This window comes from Brevibacillus panacihumi W25 (assembly GCF_000503775.1).
GTDB classification, from domain to species: domain Bacteria; phylum Bacillota; class Bacilli; order Brevibacillales; family Brevibacillaceae; genus Brevibacillus; species Brevibacillus panacihumi_A.
Window position 1 is genome coordinate 2,306,815 of the sequence record NZ_KI629782.1, and the last position, 21,817, is coordinate 2,328,631.

Genomic DNA, 21,817 nt, shown 5'->3' on the forward strand with positions numbered 1-21,817 from the left:
ATGAATGCGAAACAGCCCTTTCAATTAATCGGCTTTCTCTTGCTGTTCGGCGCGCTTTTCTCCGGAAGCTGGTTCCTGTGGCTTTTCGGCGGGCTGTTCTTTTTCCTCCCGGCTGCACAGGATTGGTGGCAAGCACGGCTTGGACGCTGGCTGCGAATGGAGTGGTCCGCTGACCAAAGCCGGGTCATGCCGGGAACACCGGTACATGTCACGATCAAGCTTCATAATCGTTCGTGGCTTCCGCTCCCTGCTACCTGGCTGCGGATCACCTTGCCCGATCACGTCACCGTAGACGGGGCGGATGAGAGCAGTGTTCACAACCAACGGATGATCGTCCTTCTGCGCCTGGATGTGCCTGCCCGAAGAAGTGCGGCACGCGCGCTCGTACTGACTCCTCACAAGCGCGGCACCATTTGGCTGACAGATGTGCAGACGCAGACGATGCCATTGTTTGCCGGAGAAGCAACTCCGGTGCTGTTGCCGCTCTCTTTTTCCCTGCTGGTCTACCCGTCGCCATTGCCGCTGCCCCCCATCGCTTTTGAGGAGACAGAGCCGGACGGCAATAGCCTTTCCCGGCAAAGACGGCAGGAAGATCCGACATTTTTGCGCGGGGTCAGACCCTATTCCCCAGGCGACCGGATGAAACAGATCCACTGGAAGGCCACAGCCAAGACGAACGCGCTGCAAACGCGCTTGTTCGAGCATACCGCCCGTTCCAACTGGCGTCTCGTAGGTCATATTCTGCCATCGTACGAACCGAAGCTGCAAAAGCATAATGATGCCGAAAACGAGCGCACCATCTCTTTTTTGGCGGCGCTATCCATCTACTGTCGCAAGCGCTCGCTCGGCTACGAGCTGTTTCTCACTGTCAAGCAGCGCGGTCGGGAGATGTACCATGTGCCTGCGGGGAGCGGTAAAACCCATCATCTCCAGATCATGACCCACCTCGCCCAGCTCCACCACTTTTTCACGACGCCATTGGCCTCTCTGCTGCGCCGCTTGGAGGAAAGCTCCTCGAAGGAAGCCATTCTGCTCATCACGCCGCGTCTGGACGAACAGACCGCCGCTTCCATCGAACGGCTGCAGCGGCGTGGCCACAAGGTTGCCGTACTGGATGTCTCGGAGGAAGAGCCTGTCCTCCGTCGGTATGAGGCAGCAGCCGATCGCCGGAGAAAGGTGGTGGCACGATGAGCTTCTCGTTTTTGGGCCGACTGGGAGTAAGCTTTTGGCTGGAGGCATTGCTGGCAGCAAGCGCTTTGATGCTCTTCGGCTATCTCGCGGCAGGAGAGACCGAAATGCTGGTCTTCGCGATTGCAGTATCCTTCCCCTTCCTCATCGGGGGCTGGCTCTACCGGGCAGGCGGACAAAACACCCTCCTGCATCTCTTGCTCTATCCGTTGCTTGCGGGTGCAGCCTTACTTGGCTTCTACTGGTTTGATTCCTGGCTGATCGCGTTGCTGCTGGCAGGCGGGCTTTATTGGCGCATCCATGAACTGTCCCAGGACATCTTCCACGTTGACAATTTGCTAAGACGTTTTATATTCGCCAATGCCATCTGTCTGACGCATCTGACTTTGGCTGCCCTGTTTCTTCCCGCTAATGCGAAGGCTCCTTTTGATCCGCACGCCTTTTACGGGATGCTCGCGGTGATCCTCGCCAGTTATCTGGTGCTGAATGCCTGCCTGTACATGTCACATGTGCAAATCCCGCATGGTCGTCCGCCTGTCCGCATCCGGCTGACCCTATCGGCCCAATGGCTGTTGACGCGAATTATGCTCCTGAGCGGGTATCTCTTGGGCGGCTATTCCCTGCTTTGGCTCCTCCACGTTCTTTGGGCCTGGCTGAAAGAGCCATTCTGGGAACTGTTGTACAATTTGTTCGACCCGCTCCTTCAGATGTTGTCGAGTTGGACGGCTGGGCTATTCGCCAACAGGCAGATGGAGGAAATCAAAAATAATCAAGAGATGGGCAAGGATCAGCCGTACGAAGAACTGGAAGGTGCCGGAGAACCGCTCTTTACGGCATTGGAGCCTTACCTGATCGCAGGGCTAGTCTTGCTGGCGGCCGTCCTGCTGGCGCGCTTTATCTGGAAGCGCCGACATGCACCGAAGGCTGGCGAGGAAGCACCATCCTTGCCTGTCTTGCAAACGACGATCTCCGACCTGGAGCCATCGGAGTCAGAGCCGGGGCAACCACTGCTCGATCTGAATACCTTTTTCAAAAACCGAAAAGGTCCATCAGAGGAACCGGTCCGCTACGCTTACTACCAGTTCTTGCAGCACATGTCGGCACAAGGCATCCCGATCCATCGCTATGAGACTACACAGGAATTCTTGCAGCGATTGCGGGCTCATCTTACTGATACCGTAGAGATGCAGCTTGTGGAGAGCATTACTCGCTATTATGAGCAGTACCGCTACCAGGAGCACTCCTTGTCTGAACCGGATTTGGAGGCGATGCAGGCAGCGGTGCGCAAGCTGCTGGAGACCTCACCACCCCGTTCGTAATGGGGTGGTGGATTTTTCAGACAGAAAGCGATCTTTTTTATTGGGGGAAAGAAAATGTCAGATGACATCAATCGGCACATTCTCGAAGAACTGAGAAAGATGAATGAAAAACTGGATCGGCTGCAGGAAAACAAGAGACTGTCCACACCGATGAAGCTGGTCGCCATCTTCCTGGGTTTCTTGATTATCGGTCCTCTTTTTGCGGGTGTGATTTCGTACCTCCTCACATTTTTCGATAAAGCATAAACAAGGAGATGAATGCCGACATGGAATCACGCCGTGCCATCGGAGCAAGGCTTGATCGACTGTTTTGCTTAGACGAATGGGAAGCTGACCCAGCATTTCGCCGCTTCATTCCCATGGTTTATGAGCCGCTCCGTTTCGATTGGGCTCACTTTTTTGAAGCTGATTTCGTGCAGCGCTTCAATGGCTTTATGCTGGCGGGACGCGAAGAAATGCACACTGTATTCCTTGCTGTTTTTCCGACTGAGGCGGTTCTGCAATCTTTTCTCGAACAATCAGAGCCCGGAGATCTGCTGTTTATGCACCACCCTCTTTTTATGGAATGCGGAGATCCGCGCGGCACCTGGGGACAGGGCTTTCTGCCGATTCGACCGGAGCTTCTGCAGGCGATGAAAGAAAAGGAGCTATCCGTCTATACCTGCCACTTGCCTATGGATACCAGTCTGCCAATTGGCACCGGGGGAGCGATCATGGAGGCACTCGAAGCGGAAATGATCCGACCATTCCTCCCGTTTGGCAACGGACATATCGGTGCGATTTGCCGGATTCAAGAGACAAGCACTTCCGGTTTAAGCGGCCAGTTACGCCATCTTTTTGACATCCCGTATGTCGACTTCGAAGGGAAAACACTCGATCGCATCGATACGATAGCCGTCGTCCCCGGCTGCGGCGATGTCGTAAGCTATATGCAGGAGGCCGAGGCGCTGGGGGCGCAGGCGTACATCACAGGAGAAATCCATTGCCACATTGACAATCCCTACGGCAAACAACGCTTCGCCCAGATGATGGAGTACGTCGCGGAAACGACCATGTCCTTGATCGGCGTCTCTCATTCGGCATCGGAATACCTGGTGATGAAAACGCAGATGAAGCGCTGGTTTGAACAGAGCACCTCCCTGCGCGTGGTCTTGCTGCCGCAGGAAAAGTGGTGGCTGTAAACTTTTCAACTTGGCCTCCCTCATGTAGAATAGCCCTAACGGGTAAGGGGGGGGACAAGCAGTGAATGACCAGGACTGGTCCTTGCTAGAAGCGATCTACGACGAAAAGAATCTGACCAGAGCAGCCGAAAAACTGTATATTTCCCAACCTGCGCTGACGTACCGCATTCAGCAGATCGAGCAGGAATTTGGCGTAAAGGTCATTTATAGAAGCAACAAAAAGATCAGCTTTACCCCCGAGGGAGAATACCTCGTCAAATACGCCAAAAGGATGCTGTTGGAGCGCAGGAAAACAAAGGATACTGTACTCAGCATGAGCAAGCATGTGCAAGGCTCGCTGCGGATCGGCTGTTCAAGCAACTTCGCCTTGTATAAACTGCCATCCTTGATCAAGCAGTTTCTTGTTTTATATCCAAAGGTAGAAGTGAATGTGAATACCGGTTGGAGCTCCGAAGTGATGAAATTGCTGCAGAACGAGGATGTTCATGTCGGAATCGTAACGGGAGATTACAAGTGGCTCGAAAAAAAATCGGTGATCACGGAAGAGCCTCTCTGTATCATTTCCAAACAGCCCATCGCTTTGGAAGACCTGCCAAAGCTGCCGCGGATCAATTATGTTCCCGCAAAGAGCCGATTTAATCCTACGAATCCGTTGATCTCCAAAATCATTGATAATTGGTGGCTCGAACGGTTCGACGGTCCCCCTCTGATCATCATGAACGTGGACAAGGTAGAGACCTGCAAAGAAATGGTTTTCAACGGTTTGGGCTATTCGATCATACCCCGCGGGGCATTGGTTGACCGTGACCGGGATGCGTTTTATTCCATCGACCTGCATTATACGAACGGCGAAGCCCTCATGCGTAGAACCTGGATGCTGTATCGGGAGTCTTCTTTGGGACTGTCCGCTGTCGATCGTTTTGTCCATTACGTGCAGACCCAATACGAAAAAAAGATCGAGTAGCCCTACTCTTGGCTTGCTCGATCTTTTCTTATCTCCGTTTACTCGCTATTCATAGAGGTGACAGGCGACATATCTCCCGTCTACCTCTGTCCACTTCGGTCTTTGTGTCTTGCAGATTTCCATGCAGGCGTGGCAGCGGGGATGAAACGTACAGCCCTGAGGCGGATTGGCCGGGCTGGGGACATCTCCCTGAAGCACAATACGCTCTCTTTTGGCCAGCGGGTCGGGCACAGGAACCGCAGACAAAAGGGCCTGCGTGTAGGGGTGCAGAGGCCTATCGTACAAATCATGTTTGTCCGCCAGCTCCACCATTCGTCCCAGATACATTACACCGACCCTGTCGCTGATATGCTTCACCACGCTCAAGTCATGTGCGATAAACAAGTAGGTCAAACCAAACTGTCCCTGCAAATCCTGCAAAAGATTGATCACTTGCGACTGGATCGAGACATCGAGTGCGGAAACAGGTTCATCCGCGACAATCAATTGCGGCTCCAAAGCCAATGCCCGGGCGATCCCGATCCGCTGTCGCTGTCCACCGCTGAATTCATGCGGGTGCCGTTTGGCATGATAGCTGCTCAATCCGACGACTTCCAGCAACTCATCCACGCGCTTGTCTTTTTCCTTGCCAGTGTAAAGCCGATGAATCTCCATCGGTTCGGCAATGATCTCGCCCACTGTCAAACGAGGGTCCAGCGAGGCATACGGATCCTGAAAGACCATTTGCATGTTCTTGCGCAATTTGCGCAGTTCCCTTGTATTCATGCCTACCAGATTTTTTCCCTCGTAGATGACTTCTCCCTCGGTTGGCTGCAGCAGTTGCAGAATGGTCCTCCCTGTGGTGGATTTCCCGCAGCCGCTCTCGCCTACCAACCCCAGTGTTTCCCCTTTAAAAATGGTAAAATCCAATCCGTCTACGGCCTTTACATGGTTGACTGTCCGCTTGAGCAGCCCTTTCGTGATCGGATAGTACTTTTTCAAGTTTCTGATTTCGACCAACGGCGTTTCTCTTATACTCATGCCTGTTCCCCCTTTGCCTCGTAGAGCCAGCATCTGCAGGAGTGATTGTCTTCGATCTCATTTAGTTCTGGAATCTCTTGCCTGCAGATGTCTGTCGCATATTCACAACGGGGAGCAAACGTACACCCTTTTCGCAGCGTACCCGGTATCGGAACGCTTCCTTTGATCGAATACAGACGCTCATCCGTCCCGTTCAAGCGTGGAATTGATTTCATCAAACCCTGTGTATACGGATGCTTGGGATTGGTGAACAAGGTGACGACATCAGCCTCTTCGACTACTTTCCCTGCATACATGACGATCACCCGGTCGCACATCTCCGCCACGACACCCAGATCATGGGTAATCATCATGATTGCCGTATTGTGCTTCTCCTTCAATTCCCGCATCAGGTCCAGAATCTGCGCTTGAATAGTCACATCCAAGGCTGTTGTCGGCTCGTCCGCTATCAGCAGCTTGGGATTGCATGACATGGCCATCGCAATCATGACCCGCTGCCGCATCCCGCCTGACAACTGGTGGGGATATTCGTCCACAATCTGTTCAGCCCGAGGAATGCCGACCAGCTTCAGCATATCGATGGCCCTGGCTCTGGCTTGTTGTTTGCTGTATTGCATGTGAATCTCGATCGCTTCACCGATCTGCTGCCCAATGGTAAAAACGGGATTGAGAGAAGTCATTGGCTCCTGAAAAATCATCGCCATTTCGTTTCCGCGCACTTTCCTCATCTCTTCATCAGACAAGGCAAGCAGATCACGCTCCTGAAACGAGATTGAGCCTGCCACTACTTTACCCGGCGTCAATCGCATCGTGGTCAAGGACGTAACGCTTTTTCCGCAGCCTGATTCCCCCACGATGCCAACCGTCTCTCCCTCATATACCACGATGTCTACCCCGTCGACTGCCGGGACAACCCCTTCTTCTGTTTGAAAATAAGTCTTCAATCCTTTGATTTCCAATAATTTTGGTTTCAACGCTCTCCCCCCTAGACGGATACACAGATGCTCCTGCGATTTTACAGCTTCATTTTGGGGTCGAGCGCATCACGTAATCCGTCCCCCAGCATATTGAAGCCCAAGACCAGAAACATAATGGCCAACCCTGGCATGGTACTGACATGGGGGGCAACCCTCAAGTATTCTCTTCCTGTACTGAGCATAGCTCCCCATTCTGGCGTAGGAGGCTGCGCTCCCATTCCGAGAAAGCTCAATCCTGCCGCCGTAATGATCGCCGTAGCGATCCGCATGGAAGACAGGACGATAATCGGTGCGATGCTGTTCGGAATCACATGCTTGATGATGATGTGCAAGTGGCTTCCGCCCATCGCCTTTACTGCTTCGATATACTCTTTGTCCTTGATGGAAATGACGGAGCTGCGAGATAACCGGGCAAACGTCGGTACGGAAAAAATCCCGATCGCGATCATGACGTTGATCATTCCCGGCCCCAGCACACTGACAATGGCAAGCGCCAGCAAGAAGCTCGGAAAAGCCATAAAAATATCCATAATGCGCATGATCAGCGTATCGGCAAGCCCTCCAAAATAACCGGAGATGGTACCCAATGCCACACCCAAAATGACGGCGATCAGCACCCCGACAATTCCTGTCATCAAAGAGATTTGTGTTCCGTGGATAATGCGAGACAGAATGTCCCGACCAAATTCATCTGTACCGAAGGGGTGGTTCAGGCTCGGTCCCTCCAGCATGATTTGCATGTTTTGCTCGATCGGATCATAAGGGGCCACCCATGGGGCCAACAATGCGACTGCTACACAGAATACCACCATCCAGAAGCCGACCATCGCCCGCTTGTTTTTCTTGAAGCGGCTGACCATCATTTTCCATTGCGACCGACTGGCATAGGCATGCTCCGACGTGCTCTCGTCCTGTTGAAGTGCCAAATCTATCTGACTCATGGTGTGCTCCTTTCTACTCGTATTTCACTCGCGGATCAACCAATCCGTAGCACAAGTCCACAAGCAGATTGACGATCACGAAGATGGCAGCGACAAACAATATGCTACCTTGAATGGAAGGATAGTCTCGGAACTGAATGGACTGGATGATAAAGCGGCCGAGTCCGTTAATGGAAAAAACTGTCTCCGTCAGTACCGCTCCACCCAAGAGCGTCCCGAACTCCAGCCCGATGATCGTAACGATGGGAATCAGGGCATTTTTCAAGGTGTGCTTGTACACGACCAGCTTTTCTTTGACTCCTTTGGCTCTCGCCGTACGTACAAAATCCTGGTTGATGACTTCCAGCATGCTGGAGCGCGTCAAGCGCGCAAGGATGGCGGAAGAGGACAATCCCAATGCCAAAGCCGGCAGAATAAAGTGACTGAAACCGTCATTGCCACCGGAAGGAAGCAGGTTCAAGTAATAGGAAAAGAGAAGAATGAGCATTAGGCCCAGCCAAAAAACCGGTAAGGAGATTCCGAACAAGGACACCATCATGGTTACATTGTCGATCAAGCTGTTGGGACGCGTCGCGGAAAAAATACCGGCAAAAAGGCCTATCACGACCATAACGGCAATTGCCATGACGGTCAGAGTGATTGTCGAGGGAAAGCGGCCCATGATCTCATCCAGGACCGGCCGCTCTGAACGCAAAGACACGCCGAGGTCGCCCTTCAGCAGATTGGAGACGTACTTTCCGTACTGCACGTACAAGGGTTGGTCAAGTCCCAGATGCTCCCGGACTTCCGCTACCTCCTCTGCAGACGCTTCAGGACCTGCAATCATGCGGGCAGGGTCGCCAGGTACGGCATGGATCAAGAAAAAGGTCAGGATGGAAACCCCGATCAGGGTTGGAATGACTTGAAGCAGTCGCTTCACAATGTATGCAAACAACTGGATGCCTCCTCACTTAAGAGGAGGAGGATGGTCATCCATCCCCCGCCTCATCCATTCGTTATTTTTTATCGGCGTCGCGCAGAATCAGTCGCTCTGTATTGGAACCGTACACACCCTCTACATTTTTGCGGACACCGATCGGTTGTTTCATTTCTACCAGGAAGATCCATGGAGCTTCATCTTTGATGATTTGCAGCGCTTTTGCATAAATTTGTTTGCGCTCCTCCTCATTCGTTGTCTTCATCCCTTGATCGATCAAGGCATCCAGCTCTGCGTTGGAAAAGAGCGTCCGGTTATTGCTTCCTTCTGTGGAGAAGTTCGGACGCAATCCCCAGTCGGCATCATTCGTCGGCACAGCCCAGCTCAGGAGGAAGAGATCGTAGCCGGAATTCGGATCGTCAATGGCTTCCTGATAAGCGCCCCACTCCCATTTGCGGAACTCTACGTTAAAGCCGACAGCCTGCAAATTGGCCTGGACAAACTCGGACAGCTGGCGATCCATCAGATAGCGCCCTTCCGGCGTCCAAAGCTTGATGGTCGTGCCTGGCTTGACTCCTGCTTCCGCCAGCAGCTGCTTGGCCTTTTCCGGATCGTACGGATACGTTCCGACTGGCGAATAGCCCCATGTCAGTCCTGAAATCGCTGCTTCTGCCGGCTTGGCGTTGCCCATCATGATCTTGTTTACGATGGTTTCTTTGTCTACGGCATAGTTCAGTGCTTGGCGAACCTTCACATTGTCGAATGGAGCTTTTTGCGTGTTCATCCCCATGTACAGATTGCGGTTGCTCGGGTACAGTTCGACTTTTACCTGGTCGTTGCTTTTCAGACGTTCGATATCAGTGGCGGGAATCGGAAGAATGACATCAGCTTCGCCCGTTTCCAGCATCAGGCTGCGCGCCGCATTCTCGACTACCGGCTTGAACGTAATCGATTTTACTTTCGGCTTCTCGCCCCAGTAATTCGGATTGGCTTCCAGAACCAGCTTCTCGCCTGAAATCCACTCCTTGAATTGATATGGCCCTGAACCCACTGGCGACTTCCCTACGCTCTTCCCTTTTTCTGCAGTATTCTTCGGGCTGTGGATTCCTCCGTTCGGATGCGCCAGCGTAGCCAAGAGCGGAGCGTACTGGAATTTCAACTGAAACGACACTTTATATTCGCTCTCTACGGATACGGATTCGATAAAGTCAGCAAAAAGGGAGCGTCTTTTCAGTTTGTTGTTTTTATCCAGAATTCGATCGAAGCTCGCTTTGACGGCTTCGGCGTTTACTGGCTCTCCGTCTTGGAACTTGGCTCCTTCCTGCAAGGTAAAGGTCCAGCTTTTCCCGTCTTCCGACATGCTCCATTCCTTGGCCAGTTCCGGGACGATCTTCATATCCTTGTCAAAAGTAACGAGCTTGTCGTAGATCAGTTCGGTCGCATGCAGAGAAATTCCGTCTGATGCGTCTTGAGGATCCAGACTGATCGGCTCAGAGCCTAATGCGACTACCAGATCCTTGGGACCTTCCGCAGCAGGCTGCTCTCCGCTGGAAGCGTTGTTTCCACAAGCTGAGAGAAGCAGCATGAGTGAAGCAATAGTAAGTGAAATCAGTTTTTTCAAACAAATCTCCCCCTGTTTATATTTGTCTATGGCAGCTTGTTGCTTTTGGCCGCCTTGAACTCCTCTTGAATCTCCTGCAGTACGTCAGGCATTGTAATCAGATCATAGACAGTCCCGGCAATGGCTTTTGCTGCCGTAATGACTGCGGCATGGCCATCTGCGCTTTTGCCAGCCTCCACCCATTCTCTCGTATGATTGGAGACGCCGAACGGAACAAACGAGACCCTCAGGCATGCGCCTGGGACGCGGTGCGTAACGGTGCTGAAATCCGTTGAGCCGGTGCTTTGACGCGGGGGTGTAATTTCCCTGGCCCCAACCTGACGGGCATTTTCCAGCAGCAGATCATTCAAACGCTGTACATTCAGCTTGTTGTCCAGCGCCTTTCCTTCGTGGATGGTCAATTTCGCTCCCGTAGCCAGAGCAGCTCCACGAGCTACGTTGAATACACGCTCCACTACCGTGTTCAGATATTCGCGATCAGCGGCTCTGATGAGGAATTTAGCCGCGGCCCGCTCCGGCACGATATTGGGCGCTGTTCCTCCATCGGTAATTGTACCATGGATTTTTACATCGGATCGAACATGCTCCCGCAAGTATTCAATTCCATTAAAAGTAAGAAGAACCGCATCCAAGGCGCTAATTCCCTGCTCTGGCGAGACGGCAGCATGAGCCGCCTTTCCTGTGAAGACAAAGTCCACCGAGTTGATGGCGAGCGATTTGCCATCGACAGTGGTTCGGTCTCCGCCATGCATCATCAGGGCAGCATCCAGACCGTCGAATAGGCCGGCCTCTGCCATCGGCACCTTGCCGCTGGTCGTCTCTTCTGCCGGAGTCCCGAACACGATGATCGTAGCTGGCAAATCACCCAAATTGTTGCGCAGCGCGATCGCCGCACCAGTGATGGACGAAGCCTGCAGGTTGTGACCACAGCCATGTCCCAGGCCTTCCAACGCATCGTATTCGCATAACAAGCCAATGACAGGACCGCCCGGCTTGCTCGTATAGGTCGCCTTGAAAGCGGTGGGCAACCCCGCTACTTCCTTCTCCACTTGGAAGCCGTGTTCAGCCAATGTGCGAGTCAGTAGCTCTGCCGCTTTAAATTCCTGATGCCCAAGTTCAGGATTATCATGGATAAAGTCATTGATTCCAATGATCAGGTCCCGGTTCTGCTCAACTGTCGTGTAGATGTTTGCTTTCATTTGATTCACGTTATACCTCCATCGCTGTCTTCTGATTCCGACTCGGTTTCCTTTTGTTGGAAACGTTTTCAACTCGTGTGTTTGCCTTGGGGTTATGTTAAACCTACTTGATTGCCCCCCTTTCGTAAAATAGAAGACATTTATGGAATCCTTCAAAAATTTCTATTGTTCCGTCGATGCTCATCATAAAAAGCCCCGTCATCCGACTGACGGGTCATGCAAATATGCAAAGAAAGGGCGATCCCTCGGTCATAGAGATGACCTTCCGGGAACGCCCTTATGTTCTACTTATCGTTTGGGAAAACCAGGCCCATACTGCTGGGGAATCTCGACTTCACCCGACAGCTCGCGGATGGCATGAATCGCCCAATACGGATCGTGCAGCATTCCGCGGCCCACTGCGATCAGGTCAGCGTCGCCATTCCCCAGTGTCGCTTCCGCCACATGGGCATCATCCAGCTTGCCCACGGCAATGACAGGCACCTCGAGAGTCTGGCGGATCGCTCGGGCGAATGGAACCTGATAACCAGGGTGAATGCCCGGACGCCCGCGAGAGCCGATCGGCCCTTCTCCGCCACTGGATACGTGGAAGATGTCTACTCCCGCTTCCTTGTAGCGTCGGCAAAGCTCGATGCTATGCTCCAGACCGTAGCCTCCATCGACGTACTCTACTGCAGAGATCCGCATGATCAGCGGCATATCTGCCGGAATGACCTTTTTGATCGCCGAAACGACCTCAACGCCGAACAATGCCAAGTCTTGCCCGTACTGATCGTCGCGCTTGTTGGTCAATGGGGATTGGAACTGGTGGATCAGGTAGCCGTGAGCTCCATGAATCTCGATCGTGTCCACCCCTGCTTCTACCGCGCGCCGCGCAGATTCGGCAAACTTGACGACCATCTGCTGAACCTCTTCCGTCGTCAAAGCGCGCGGAGTTTTATACACATCACCTTGAAACCGAATCGGCGAAGAAGATACGGGAACCTCCGCATCCTCGGCTTTGCGGCCGGCGTGTGCGATCTGGATGCCAATCTTGGCTCCGTACTTATGTACTTCATTCACGATGCGGGCATAAGCAGGAATTTGCTCATCTGACCATAAGCCCAAATCTCTGTTGGAAATGCGGCCATCCGGCTCGACATCGGTCATTTCCATGATGATCAGACCTGCCCCGCCTACTGCCCGGGAGACGTAGTGAACAAAATGCCAGTCATTTGGAGTTCCATCCTGAGCATCCACCGAGTATTGGCACATCGGCGGCATGACCACGCGATTTTTTAGCGTAAGACCTTTGTACGAAAACGCTGAAGCTAACAACGCCATCTGTCCCACTCCTTCTTTTTTTCCTATCATGCCAAAACTCCCGTGCTTCCGCAATCTCAAGCTGCACTTGCCCGACACTTGTCAAAGGACAGACAATAGCTCGCATCGCCTTGATCGTAGCGACGGTACTATTCTTCCTTGGGTTTCAAAGCAATCCTGGTTGCCTTCCCGTCGATAAACATGACATCAATCTGCCCTATATCCGTTACGTATACATTGTGGATATAGGGGGTTTTGGTTCCTGACAGCTGTAACCATTCCCCACTTTTCGTTTCTGCAGGCTCTCCAAAGAGTTCGTTCACCACTGCCTCCAATTGGTCTTCGATCGATTTGCCGTCGAATCGAACTTCTGATGCCGCAAATGGGAAGTCATTAATTATCGTGTCTTCCTCCGGCCTATCCAATTTGTACCTTTCCGCTATCGCAGCAAGTTGCTCTTCCTTTGTTAAACCTGAATGTTCGCCTGGATCAACCCAAGGAGCCGCTTCTGTCATCGAATCCGAATTACTGCATCCCCCAAGAAGCACAGCCACGACGAGCATGTATAATATCGATCTCATCCTATATCCTTTCCTTTCATCTTCTCTATAAACGATTAAGGGCACACCAGCAACAAGCGATGAGCCAGTATTAGACTCATCGCTTGTTGCCTCCCAGTTTATAATTTCTCATCATATTTGCGATCATCTCACCGTAATCAAGGACAAATCAAGGATACCAAAGACGTTAATTGATTGTCAAATATTCCCATATACACAACAACCCTATCTTGATAAAACAAACGGGAGCTACCCAATAGGATGGCTCCCGTTTCCTTTTTCGTCTTACTCCGGCATCTTCCCGGTATAATTCAACTGCGGACGAATAATCCGGTTGCTGCCTGCCTGCTCCAGAATGTGCGCACTCCAGCCGACCACACGGCTGACCGCAAAGGAAGGTGTGAACAGATCGTCTTCCAATCCCACTGCGCGCATCACAGCGGCAGCGAAAAATTCTACATTGGTATTCAGCTTGCGCCCAGGCTTGTACTCAGCCAGCAGCTTTAATCCCACCTGCTCGACATGTGTCGCCAGATCAAACCAGGGATCGTCCCCCGACAGTTGTTCCGCTACTACGCGCAGAGCGGTCGCCCGCGGGTCAATCGTCTTGTACACACGATGGCCAAAGCCCATCAGCCGCTCGCCATTTTCCAGCTTGTTGCGCAGCCATGGCTCCGCATTTTCCTTGGTGCCAATTGCTTCGATCATTTCCGTCACTTCGGAAGGTGCGCCGCCATGCAAAGGCCCTTTCAACGTTCCGATCGCTCCGGTAATCGCCGAGATCAGGTCTGATTCCGTAGAGGTGACCACACGTCCAGAAAAGGTAGAGGCATTCATCCCATGCTCCTGTGTCAGAATCAGGTAGGCATCCAACGCCCGAACGTGCGCATGGCTCGGTTCCGTTCCTTTCAGCATGTACAGGTAATTGGCGGTATGATCCAGCTCCGGATGGGGATCAAGCGGTTCGCGCCCCTGCAGACAGGCGTAGCGGAAAGCTACAATGGTCGGCATTTTGGCTGTTACCGAGATAACCTGCTCCAATGTCGGCGGCCAGCCGTACGAGTCATTTCCTAGTGCTGACACTCCGGTTCGCAGCACACTCATCATATCGACATCTGCAGGAATCAAGCGAAGCATTCCTTTTACGTGCTCGGGCAGGTCACGATGCTGTTTGAGCTGATTCTTGAGCGCAGACAATTCCTGCTCGTTGGGGAGATGTCCGTACCACAGCAAGTGGGCAACTTCCTCGAAGGTATGATGAATCGCCAGATCACGAGCCCAATACCCTCGATAAACCAATAAACCGTTTAACCCGTCTACCAGACTCAGGTCTGATTCCGCCACCGCGATGCCATCCAGCCCGATGGCCAACTGGAATTGTTTACTCATGAATCGCCACTCCTTTACGCTGCATCTTCTCTTTTCCTTTAGTATATCGATTACGTTTCACGATATGAAATAGAATAATTGCTGAGTTTTGATTACAATTCGCAATCATGTTAGATTCCTTCCTCCGTGAACGACTGGCGGCATAGGGGGGTACAACCCTTGCAAAATCTCCTTGAAATCTTGTACAGGAGTAGTTCCGCCTCCCTTGGGCACCACCAGGTAGGAAGCTACTTTGGGCAGTGTCAATCCCGGCGTCGGCAATTCGATGAAGCGATTCTCAAAAAATTCCCGGCTCACTGCCGAACGAGGCAAAAACGAGACGCCCAAGCCATCCTCAATAAATCGCTTGGTAATGTCGACTTGCGACACCGTCATCGTCCGCAGACTAAATCCGCGTTGGCGCAACAGCAACAGCAGGTCATCCCAGTAACCCGGATGATTGTGGGTAAGAAGCCGCTTGGTTTGCAATTCCTGCTCCCAATCGGGCAGCGGAGCTTCCATGTCGCCTCCGTTATGCGGGACCGCAAACACGATCGGATCTTCGTACAACAAATAGGTAGACAGATGAAACTCCCCTGGCACGATGCGGCTCAATCCCAGATCGGCTTGTCCGCTCTGCACCAACGGGCCAATATCGACAGATTCTGCGATCCGAATGGATAAATCTACATCCGGATACAGCTTGGTGAACCGATGCAACAGATGTGACAATCGCGCCCTGGCGATGATCGGGGAGACGGCGATTTGCAGCTTTTCCCGGTATCCCTGTCTCCATGCTTGCAAATCTTCCATGCTATGATGCCATTGCTCCAGCAATTCTTTGGCATGGGGCAAGTATCGTCTCCCAGCCGCCGTCAATCGCACGCGCTTTCCTACCCGCTCAAACAATGGTATGCCCAATTCCTTTTCCAACTGCCGAATATGCTGACTGACGGTCGGCTGGGCGATAAAGAGAGCCTCCGCGGCCTGATGAAAATTTTCAGTCGTAGCCGCTACCAGAAACGTCTGCAGCACACGGAAATCCATATTATCTCCTCCTCCTGCCATGAGATGCAAAGCGATGCTTTTTCCAAATCAACAATGGCTCATTCCTATATCGGCAGAACCAGGCCTTCTTGACACTATTCGAGCGCATTCGACAAAAGCAGGACTCCACGACCGGGTAAAAAGGCACTTTTTTCCTATTTTCGTAAGGAATTGATTGGAAAATCATTTTCATCGCATTTCCATGTGTTACAATACAAAACTGAGTGCGTAAATCCTGGGATGACTCGCACTGATTATTCTACAGCAGAAAGAAAGCAAAAAGGGGAGAAAGTGATGGAGACGACACCAAACGTCCAAACACCGCGGAAAAGCTCTAAGAAAACCATGCTGATTGTCGGGGCCGCAGTGGTAGTGGTACTCGGAGGATTAGGGACTGCCTTCGCCAAATTCGATTTTTTCAAAAGCGCCAAGACGATTTATTTGCAATCTGAGGCTACAACAATGGCCAAGTTTTCCAGCGAGGTTTCACAGAAGTATGCCGAGTATGAAGCTTACATGAAGCCATATATGGAACAACCTGTTCATACGACAACCGAGATCAGCGACATCACCATCGACGCAGACATTCCAGACCCGGAGACCGGCAAGGCTCTTGATCTGATCAAAAACGCCAAATTCGTCATTAACAGCAATGTTGACGAGCAAAAAAAGCAGCAATCCGGCAATATCGAGGTTCATCTGAAATCGAAAAAGCTGGCTACGCTTGAGTACTTCCTGAATGATACGCTGTTCGGCTTCCGACTTCCAGAGTTTTACAGCAAATACGGCTATATGGATCTGAAGGACCGCGATGTGATCAAGCAGCAGTTCGGTGAAGAGCTGCCGAAGCGCTTCCTCACTTATAGCGATCTGTATCAAGCTGTGCAAGTAAAGGAAGATGAGGTAAAAAGCATTCTTACTCCTTACGCCTTGCTGTATGCTGACAGCTTGAAGGAAAGCCAGATCAACTTGAAGAAAGATGTGGCTTTCAACGAGGAAGGCTTTCAGACAAATGTAAGTGAAGTGACCATTACCTTCACACCGGAGGAAGCATCCAGCCTGCTGACGCAAATTGCGGAAAAAGCACAAAAGGACGAAAAGCTGTTCGACCTGATCTACTCCCGCTACAATAACGTGACGACTTTGCTGAATGATTCCGGCTACCAGCTGGAAGGCGTGCTGTCTCGCGAAGAATTCAAGAAATCGTTTGACCAAACCTTCACAGACATGATCGAAGAAGTCAAGGTAGACGGCAAACAAACGGATGAGACCTTGAAAATGATCGTCCAAATCGACGCAGACCATCAAATCATTTCTCGCAAGGTCCTGGTGGCCAACGAGAAAGATCAAAAAGAAAACCTCTTCTGGAAAAGTATTTCTTACCAGAACGGTGCAGATACCTACAACTTGTACAGCCTGATCAATCCGGAAAATCCGGATGAGACCGAATTGACTTTCTCTTACAAAGGAAAAGAAGAAAAAGGGAAAACGAACGGTACTGTGAGCTTCTTTGTCAAAGATGATGCCACACCTGTCGTGGATGTAAAAACAACCTTCGAAACCACACAGCAGGATAAGAAGGAAGACGGCATCTATGACTTCAACATTACCGTCCTGGATGAAGAAATCATGGAAAATATCACCCTGTCTGGAAAAGTCACGTCCAGCATGACCAAGACAGATACAGGTCGTGAGTCGAATGCTGACCTCAAAATCAACTTCGACCAATCCGAGCCTGATATGCCGCGCAGCATCAGCATGAAGATGAACGCGACAGAGGAATACGGGAAGCCGTTGGAAATCCCTCAAGTAAATGAGAGCAACGGCATCAACCTGGCAACAATAAACGACATGCAAATGATGGAAATCCAGCAGGAAGTAGAAGTTTCCCTGCAAAAATTCATGCAGGAAAACGCTGAGCTGGTACAAGAATTTATGATGCCATAAGCAATGTTAGATGGAAAAAGGATGCGGGGATCTGTTCCCGTGTCCTTTTTGCGTATCTCAGCCTAGCAGCGGCATGTAGGATTCCGGGTTCAGCTTCTCTCCTTCGATCACCATGGCGATCATACCTTCCTCACTGCCGGACTCGTGCCCTTCTCCCGCTTCCCAAAAGGCTGCTTGCCCTGCGCTGATGGGGACAGGCTCAGAATCATCTTTTCCCCGTACCCAGCCCTCCCCCTCTACGACGAGGAAAAGCTGATCGACCACTGCCGGATGATAGCCCAGGACGCCTTTCGGACCGATGCGAATACAGCCGATCGATACAGGCCCCTGCGTCCGAACGATTCTGGAAATAGCGGCGTTAATGGACTCATACTGTTTGATCTCGTGTCCCACCTGTCGGTCAAAACGAAATCTTTTCATATGCGATCTCCTCCCCCTCTAATACGAATGGATTTCTAACTTCCTATTAGACTTTGAAGCGCCCAATTCCTTTTTCAAGCTCTTCCGCCAGGCGGGTAAGCGAAGCGGCTGAAGTGGAGATCTCTTCCATTGAAGCAAGCTGCTCCTGGGCTGCGGCCGAGACATCCAGGGTCCGGGAGACTGCGTTTTGGGTCACCTCTGCCATTGTGTGCATGGCTTGTGCTACTTTGTCCGTACTGTCCGTCAAGGATCGTGAGGCTGTAAAAACATCCTGCACCTGTACGGCGACCCCATCGACTGCCCCGCGGATGTTCGAGAACACTTCCCCTGCCTGTGTCACGCCCTGAATCCCAGCTGCCACTTCTTCCTGCCCGGAATTCATGGAATCTACTGCTTCTACCGTCTCATTCCGAATCATCTCGACAAGCTGCGCGATTTCCCGTGCCGAATCGGAGGATTGCTCCGCTAGCTTGCGGACTTCATCCGCCACGACGGCAAATCCTCTGCCATGCTCTCCAGCTCGGGCAGCTTCAATCGCTGCATTTAACGCCAAAAGATTGGTTTGAGCGGCAATTTCCGTGATGACATGGACGATTTGACCGATTTGCTGGGAACGATCACCCAATTTTCCCACCAACTTTGACAGATGTGTCATCGTCTCTCCGATATGGCTCATCTGGCTGACCGCTTGCTGTACCGTTAAATTCCCGTCAGCTGCCAACTCCGATGTCTGAACCGCCGTACTGGTCACTTGCTCCGCCCGTGTCGCAATCTGGCTGATCCCCGAAGTCATCTGGTCGACCTCAGTGTGACTGATTTGTACATTTTCTGCTTGAATTTCCGTACCCTCCGCCAGGCTTTGCATCGTCTCCGAAATTTGCTCGGTCGCCCTGCTGGTTTGTTCTGAGCTGGCCGAGAGTTGTTCCGCTGCGGCGGCTACCTGCTGGGCATTTCCCCTGATTTGCAGAATCAATTCCCGCAGATTGCGCAACATCTGGTTAAAGGAAGCAGCCAACATTCCGATTTCATCCTTGGAGGACACCTTCAACTCACGGGTTAGATCTCCTTCGCCCTCCGCAATGTCTTGCAATTGCTTATTGACCCGATGGAGCGGTATGACGATGGAGCGAACCAAATACACGCCTATTATGATTGAAAACAAGATACTGACAATTCCAGTGACGAGTTGGACTTGGTTCGCCATCTCCACTTGCTTCACTTGCTCGATCTCACTGGCATCCATGGCAGCCATGGCTTCCTCCATTAACGCCGCTACGCCCTCGTCGAGTTCCAGTCTGGCCAACCGCTCATCTCCAAAGTGAAGCATTTGGGCTTCTATTTGTTCACCGCGCTCCCAGAGTTTTATCATTACCGCGCTTTGATCCATATACGTCAGGTACAATTTTTCGATGTTCTGCAAGGCTTCTTTCTCACTGGCGCTAAACTGCTTTGAATCTTTCAGCTTTTGAAACAAGGCCTCCAAACGTTCTTCCTTGGCTACCATTCCTTCCATGTACTGAGATTCGCCCGTCAGCAGGTAGCCGCGCTCATCATTGTTTCGCCCCGTCATGACAAATTGAATCTCGCGCAAATCTGTCAATGCCTTCGCATTATCGACCATCTGCTGATACGATTTGGCGACCTTGTCATTTTGGATGAAGATGTACACGGAAGAACTGATTACCACAAGTAAAAGCACGCCAAATGCCAACAAAAATTTGGTCCTTAGTTTCACAAAGAAGCCCCCTCACATGATGTCTGAACCTTCTACCGTTATGGATACATTGCTCATTTCCCCCTTTTACCCGGTTCTTTTCTTCCTTAAACCTTCATCTATAGAATGTTGCCGCCAGGGGTACAAAAAAACGCCCCCCACCCAAAAACGGGCAAGGAGCGCCGGATTGCTTATCGCTTCTCGATAATTTTGTCGATCAAGCCATAGGCAAGCGCTTCTTCGGCAGAGAGGAAGAAGTCCCGATCCGAGTCGCGCTCGATCTGCTCGATGCTTTTTCCTGTACGCTCGGCAATGATCCGATTGATCATTTGTCTCGTTTTGATGATTCGCTCCGCAGCGATCTTCATATCGCTCGCCTGCCCCTGGCTGCCTCCCGAAGGCTGATGCAGCATCACCTCGGCATTTGGGAGGGCAAAACGTTTTCCAGGCGCACCTGACAGCAACAGCATCGCTCCCATCGAAGCAGCCATACCGGTGCAAATCGTGGATACGTCTGGCCCAATGAAATTCATCGTGTCGATAACCGCCATTCCCGCTGTGATGGACCCTCCCGGAGAATTGATATAGAGGTGTATATCCTTCTTGGGGTCCTCCGCTGTCAAAAAGAGAAGCTGCGCCACTACCGCGTTGGCTACCTGATCATCAATGGCACTGCCGACAAAAATGATTCTGTCTTTGAGCAATCGTGAGTAAATATCGTACGAACGCTCGCCATAACTGGTTTGCTCTACGACCATGGGGATAAGGTTCACTGGCCAATCCTCCTTTGGGATCTTTTCATTGCCACTCCGATTAAGCGGCCATCCGCATGAACAGAGCCTGAGGCGATGCGGCGGAACGCGTCGCCCGGGTGAAGCCTGAGGACACTTGCGTCACAATGACAGGATTTTGTGCAGGGCCGATTTCCCATCTGCTCACGGTCGCTTCCTGCGCAGCCTGCCCGTGCCGTTCACGGCCTGCGGGAAAAGGGATGACTTGACCTGTTTGCTCGTTTTTCCCCTCCCAGACGATGACGGGTTGGGACTTGCTTGGGGCTGGTGCTTCTGCCTTCATTTTTCCTCGCCTCCTTCATTGGGGTACACGGCCAGGATCACCTGGTAGGTTTCCTGTCCTTTTGCGGCTGTCTGATATTTGCTTACCAGTTGCTTCACCAATTGCATGTACTCTTCGACAAAAGCGCTGCGCGCCTCGGCGCTGGCAAGCTGAATTTGCGCGTCCAGGGTAGCGCTCGGTATCTCCTCTTCCTGATCCGAGCGTTCCATCAGCTTGAGGGCATCCCGCTTGATCCGCTCAGCCGTATGAACCAGATGCGCCAACGAGCCTTGATCCTTTATCTGCTGTACCGTGTTGCCTGCCCAATTCAGCCCTTCCGACAAGACGTACGTCCGGGCGATTGCCATATACAGCACTTCGACCAGATTGCGCACCTGCCGGCTGCCGACTCTGCGGACCAAGCCCACTTTTTCCAGGGCCTTCAGATGATAGTTGATTCGCTGCGGGATCTCTTGGATGCTGCGTGCCACTTCTGACGCAGAAGCTGGTTCAGCGAGGCGGCTCAATATCTCCGCCCGTAGCGGATTCAACAGCGCCATCGCTTGCTCCGGCGTCTCGACTACATACGTTTCCAGCTGAGCTTGCTCCACATCAACACCTCATGACATTAATCATTTACGTAAAAACAGTTTATTACGTGAGATTTCATTTGTCAAATGATGGATGAGCCCAAACTTTTTCAATTGCTCGCAGAGGAAAACAGGAGTACAATGTAGGATACCGAGGAGGTGAGATAATCGTCATGGAAGAATTGTTATTCTTGTTTTCAGTAGACGATTTCTTCGCCTTGCTTGCCATTTTGGTGGGAGGGTTGGCATCTGCGTTCTATTTGCAGCGACATGTCTCTCCGCGAAAACATCCCGCCTGCTTCTCGAACGCAAGAGTTGATTATCAACCATCCATCCACCCCGAAACGGTGGAGGCCTATCCGATGGAGGCAAGGCAGGCGCTGCACTTCCGAATGTTCCGGCGCACGCAGCGTTTTGACGGCGATTCTGATACATACGCGATCCTTTTGGCTTGATTCTCTGAACGGAAAACCAAAAGGAGGTTGATTGT

The 21,817-nt window shown here is 51.8% G+C and carries 22 protein-coding genes; 7 read left to right on the top strand and 15 right to left on the bottom strand.

The annotated features are described in order from the left end of the window. The 5 genes from T458_RS40325 (at position 1) to T458_RS40345 (ending at position 4,652) form a co-directional block, all read left to right on the top strand. A complete protein-coding gene (locus T458_RS40325; RefSeq protein WP_023556728.1) occupies positions 1-1,191 on the top strand; it encodes a DUF58 domain-containing protein in 1,191 nt (396 codons plus the stop codon). Then, positions 1,188-2,507 (top strand): DUF4129 domain-containing protein, encoded by a 1,320-nt coding sequence (locus T458_RS40330; protein ID WP_023556729.1) that lies wholly within the window; start codon positions 1,188-1,190, stop codon positions 2,505-2,507. The genes T458_RS40325 and T458_RS40330 overlap by 4 nt, the downstream gene beginning before the upstream one ends. 54 nt (positions 2,508-2,561) lie before the next feature. Further along, complete coding sequence (locus T458_RS40335) at positions 2,562-2,753, top strand: hypothetical protein (protein WP_023556730.1); 192 nt, start codon at positions 2,562-2,564, stop codon at positions 2,751-2,753. A 20-nt stretch (positions 2,754-2,773) separates the two neighbouring features. Continuing rightward, positions 2,774-3,688, top strand: a complete 915-nt coding sequence (locus T458_RS40340) for a Nif3-like dinuclear metal center hexameric protein (protein WP_023556731.1) — start codon at positions 2,774-2,776, stop codon at positions 3,686-3,688. Positions 3,689-3,749: 61 nt separating this feature from the next. Then, positions 3,750-4,652 (top strand): LysR family transcriptional regulator, encoded by a 903-nt coding sequence (locus T458_RS40345; protein ID WP_023556732.1) that lies wholly within the window; start codon positions 3,750-3,752, stop codon positions 4,650-4,652. Between the two features lie 45 nt (positions 4,653-4,697). Here the strand turns inward: T458_RS40345 and T458_RS40350 are convergent, their stop codons facing one another. The 10 genes from T458_RS40350 to T458_RS40395 form a co-directional block, all read right to left on the bottom strand. Further along, entirely contained in the window at positions 4,698-5,672 is a 975-nt protein-coding gene (locus tag T458_RS40350) for an ABC transporter ATP-binding protein (protein ID WP_023556733.1), read from the bottom strand. Beyond that, the gene (locus T458_RS40355; protein WP_023556734.1) at positions 5,669-6,646 is read right to left on the bottom strand and encodes an ABC transporter ATP-binding protein; all 978 of its coding nucleotides are present in this window, start codon (positions 6,644-6,646) and stop codon (positions 5,669-5,671) included. The genes T458_RS40350 and T458_RS40355 overlap by 4 nt, the downstream gene beginning before the upstream one ends. Before the next feature lie 41 nt (positions 6,647-6,687). After that, positions 6,688-7,581 (bottom strand): nickel transporter permease, encoded by an 894-nt coding sequence (gene nikC / locus T458_RS40360; protein WP_031305716.1) that lies wholly within the window; start codon positions 7,579-7,581, stop codon positions 6,688-6,690. A gap of 22 nt (positions 7,582-7,603) precedes the next feature. Further along, entirely contained in the window at positions 7,604-8,524 is a 921-nt protein-coding gene (gene nikB / locus T458_RS40365; RefSeq protein ID WP_023556736.1) for a nickel ABC transporter permease, read from the bottom strand. A 61-nt stretch (positions 8,525-8,585) separates the two neighbouring features. After that, the gene (locus T458_RS40370; protein ID WP_023556737.1) at positions 8,586-10,127 is read right to left on the bottom strand and encodes a glutathione ABC transporter substrate-binding protein; all 1,542 of its coding nucleotides are present in this window, start codon (positions 10,125-10,127) and stop codon (positions 8,586-8,588) included. A gap of 26 nt (positions 10,128-10,153) precedes the next feature. Beyond that, positions 10,154-11,326 (bottom strand): M20 family metallopeptidase, encoded by a 1,173-nt coding sequence (locus tag T458_RS40375; protein WP_031305718.1) that lies wholly within the window; start codon positions 11,324-11,326, stop codon positions 10,154-10,156. Between the two features lie 288 nt (positions 11,327-11,614). Then, entirely contained in the window at positions 11,615-12,649 is a 1,035-nt protein-coding gene (locus tag T458_RS40380) for an NADH:flavin oxidoreductase/NADH oxidase (protein WP_031305719.1), read from the bottom strand. 128 nt (positions 12,650-12,777) lie between these two features. Continuing rightward, positions 12,778-13,209 carry a hypothetical protein gene (locus T458_RS40385; protein WP_023556740.1) on the bottom strand — a complete coding sequence of 144 codons (432 nt, stop codon included), beginning with the start codon at positions 13,207-13,209 and terminating at the stop codon, positions 12,778-12,780. 264 nt (positions 13,210-13,473) lie between these two features. Beyond that, complete coding sequence (locus T458_RS40390) at positions 13,474-14,577, bottom strand: citrate synthase/methylcitrate synthase (protein WP_023556741.1); 1,104 nt, start codon at positions 14,575-14,577, stop codon at positions 13,474-13,476. Positions 14,578-14,682: 105 nt separating this feature from the next. Further along, on the bottom strand, positions 14,683-15,603 hold the full coding sequence (locus T458_RS40395; protein ID WP_023556743.1) for a LysR family transcriptional regulator: 921 nt from the start codon (positions 15,601-15,603) through the stop codon (positions 14,683-14,685). A gap of 294 nt (positions 15,604-15,897) precedes the next feature. Between T458_RS40395 and T458_RS40400 the strand changes: the two genes are divergently transcribed. Beyond that, entirely contained in the window at positions 15,898-17,550 is a 1,653-nt protein-coding gene (locus tag T458_RS40400) for a DUF6583 family protein (protein WP_023556744.1), read from the top strand. A 57-nt stretch (positions 17,551-17,607) separates the two neighbouring features. Here T458_RS40400 and T458_RS0128785 read toward each other — a convergent pair whose 3' ends face one another. The 5 genes from T458_RS0128785 to T458_RS40420 all read right to left on the bottom strand — a co-directional run bounded on the left by T458_RS0128785 (position 17,608) and on the right by T458_RS40420 (position 21,348). Then, entirely contained in the window at positions 17,608-17,970 is a 363-nt protein-coding gene (locus T458_RS0128785) for a cupin domain-containing protein (RefSeq protein ID WP_031305720.1), read from the bottom strand. A 46-nt stretch (positions 17,971-18,016) separates the two neighbouring features. Continuing rightward, complete coding sequence (locus T458_RS40405) at positions 18,017-19,705, bottom strand: methyl-accepting chemotaxis protein (RefSeq protein WP_023556745.1); 1,689 nt, start codon at positions 19,703-19,705, stop codon at positions 18,017-18,019. A 170-nt stretch (positions 19,706-19,875) separates the two neighbouring features. Further along, positions 19,876-20,457, bottom strand: a complete 582-nt coding sequence (gene clpP / locus T458_RS40410) for an ATP-dependent Clp endopeptidase proteolytic subunit ClpP (protein ID WP_023556746.1) — start codon at positions 20,455-20,457, stop codon at positions 19,876-19,878. A gap of 40 nt (positions 20,458-20,497) precedes the next feature. Then, the gene (locus tag T458_RS40415) at positions 20,498-20,758 is read right to left on the bottom strand and encodes a hypothetical protein (protein ID WP_023556747.1); all 261 of its coding nucleotides are present in this window, start codon (positions 20,756-20,758) and stop codon (positions 20,498-20,500) included. Next, complete coding sequence (locus T458_RS40420) at positions 20,755-21,348, bottom strand: ArsR/SmtB family transcription factor (protein WP_023556748.1); 594 nt, start codon at positions 21,346-21,348, stop codon at positions 20,755-20,757. The genes T458_RS40415 and T458_RS40420 overlap by 4 nt, the downstream gene beginning before the upstream one ends. A gap of 152 nt (positions 21,349-21,500) precedes the next feature. Between T458_RS40420 and T458_RS40425 the strand changes: the two genes are divergently transcribed. Continuing rightward, positions 21,501-21,782, top strand: coding sequence for a hypothetical protein (locus tag T458_RS40425; protein ID WP_023556749.1), 282 nt, complete (start codon positions 21,501-21,503; stop codon positions 21,780-21,782). The last annotated feature ends 35 nt before the right edge of the window (positions 21,783-21,817 follow it).

What these genes read in the sequence shown, in the direction of transcription:
- T458_RS40325 (WP_023556728.1), top strand. Translation starts at nt 1, where the DNA reads ATGAATGCGAAACAGCCCTTTCAATTAATCGGCTTTCTCTTGCTGTTC.
- T458_RS40330 (WP_023556729.1), top strand. Translation starts at nt 1,188, where the DNA reads ATGAGCTTCTCGTTTTTGGGCCGACTGGGAGTAAGCTTTTGGCTGGAG.
- T458_RS40335 (WP_023556730.1), top strand. Translation starts at nt 2,562, where the DNA reads ATGTCAGATGACATCAATCGGCACATTCTCGAAGAACTGAGAAAGATG.
- T458_RS40340 (WP_023556731.1), top strand. Translation starts at nt 2,774, where the DNA reads ATGGAATCACGCCGTGCCATCGGAGCAAGGCTTGATCGACTGTTTTGC.
- T458_RS40350 (WP_023556733.1), bottom strand. Translation starts at nt 5,672, where the DNA reads ATGAGTATAAGAGAAACGCCGTTGGTCGAAATCAGAAACTTGAAAAAG.
- T458_RS40375 (WP_031305718.1), bottom strand. Translation starts at nt 11,326, where the DNA reads ATGAAAGCAAACATCTACACGACAGTTGAGCAGAACCGGGACCTGATC.
- T458_RS40380 (WP_031305719.1), bottom strand. Translation starts at nt 12,649, where the DNA reads ATGGCGTTGTTAGCTTCAGCGTTTTCGTACAAAGGTCTTACGCTAAAA.
- T458_RS40385 (WP_023556740.1), bottom strand. Translation starts at nt 13,209, where the DNA reads ATGAGATCGATATTATACATGCTCGTCGTGGCTGTGCTTCTTGGGGGA.
- T458_RS40390 (WP_023556741.1), bottom strand. Translation starts at nt 14,577, where the DNA reads ATGAGTAAACAATTCCAGTTGGCCATCGGGCTGGATGGCATCGCGGTG.
- T458_RS40395 (WP_023556743.1), bottom strand. Translation starts at nt 15,603, where the DNA reads ATGGATTTCCGTGTGCTGCAGACGTTTCTGGTAGCGGCTACGACTGAA.
- T458_RS40400 (WP_023556744.1), top strand. Translation starts at nt 15,898, where the DNA reads ATGGAGACGACACCAAACGTCCAAACACCGCGGAAAAGCTCTAAGAAA.
- T458_RS0128785 (WP_031305720.1), bottom strand. Translation starts at nt 17,970, where the DNA reads ATGAAAAGATTTCGTTTTGACCGACAGGTGGGACACGAGATCAAACAG.
- T458_RS40415 (WP_023556747.1), bottom strand. Translation starts at nt 20,758, where the DNA reads ATGAAGGCAGAAGCACCAGCCCCAAGCAAGTCCCAACCCGTCATCGTC.
- T458_RS40425 (WP_023556749.1), top strand. Translation starts at nt 21,501, where the DNA reads ATGGAAGAATTGTTATTCTTGTTTTCAGTAGACGATTTCTTCGCCTTG.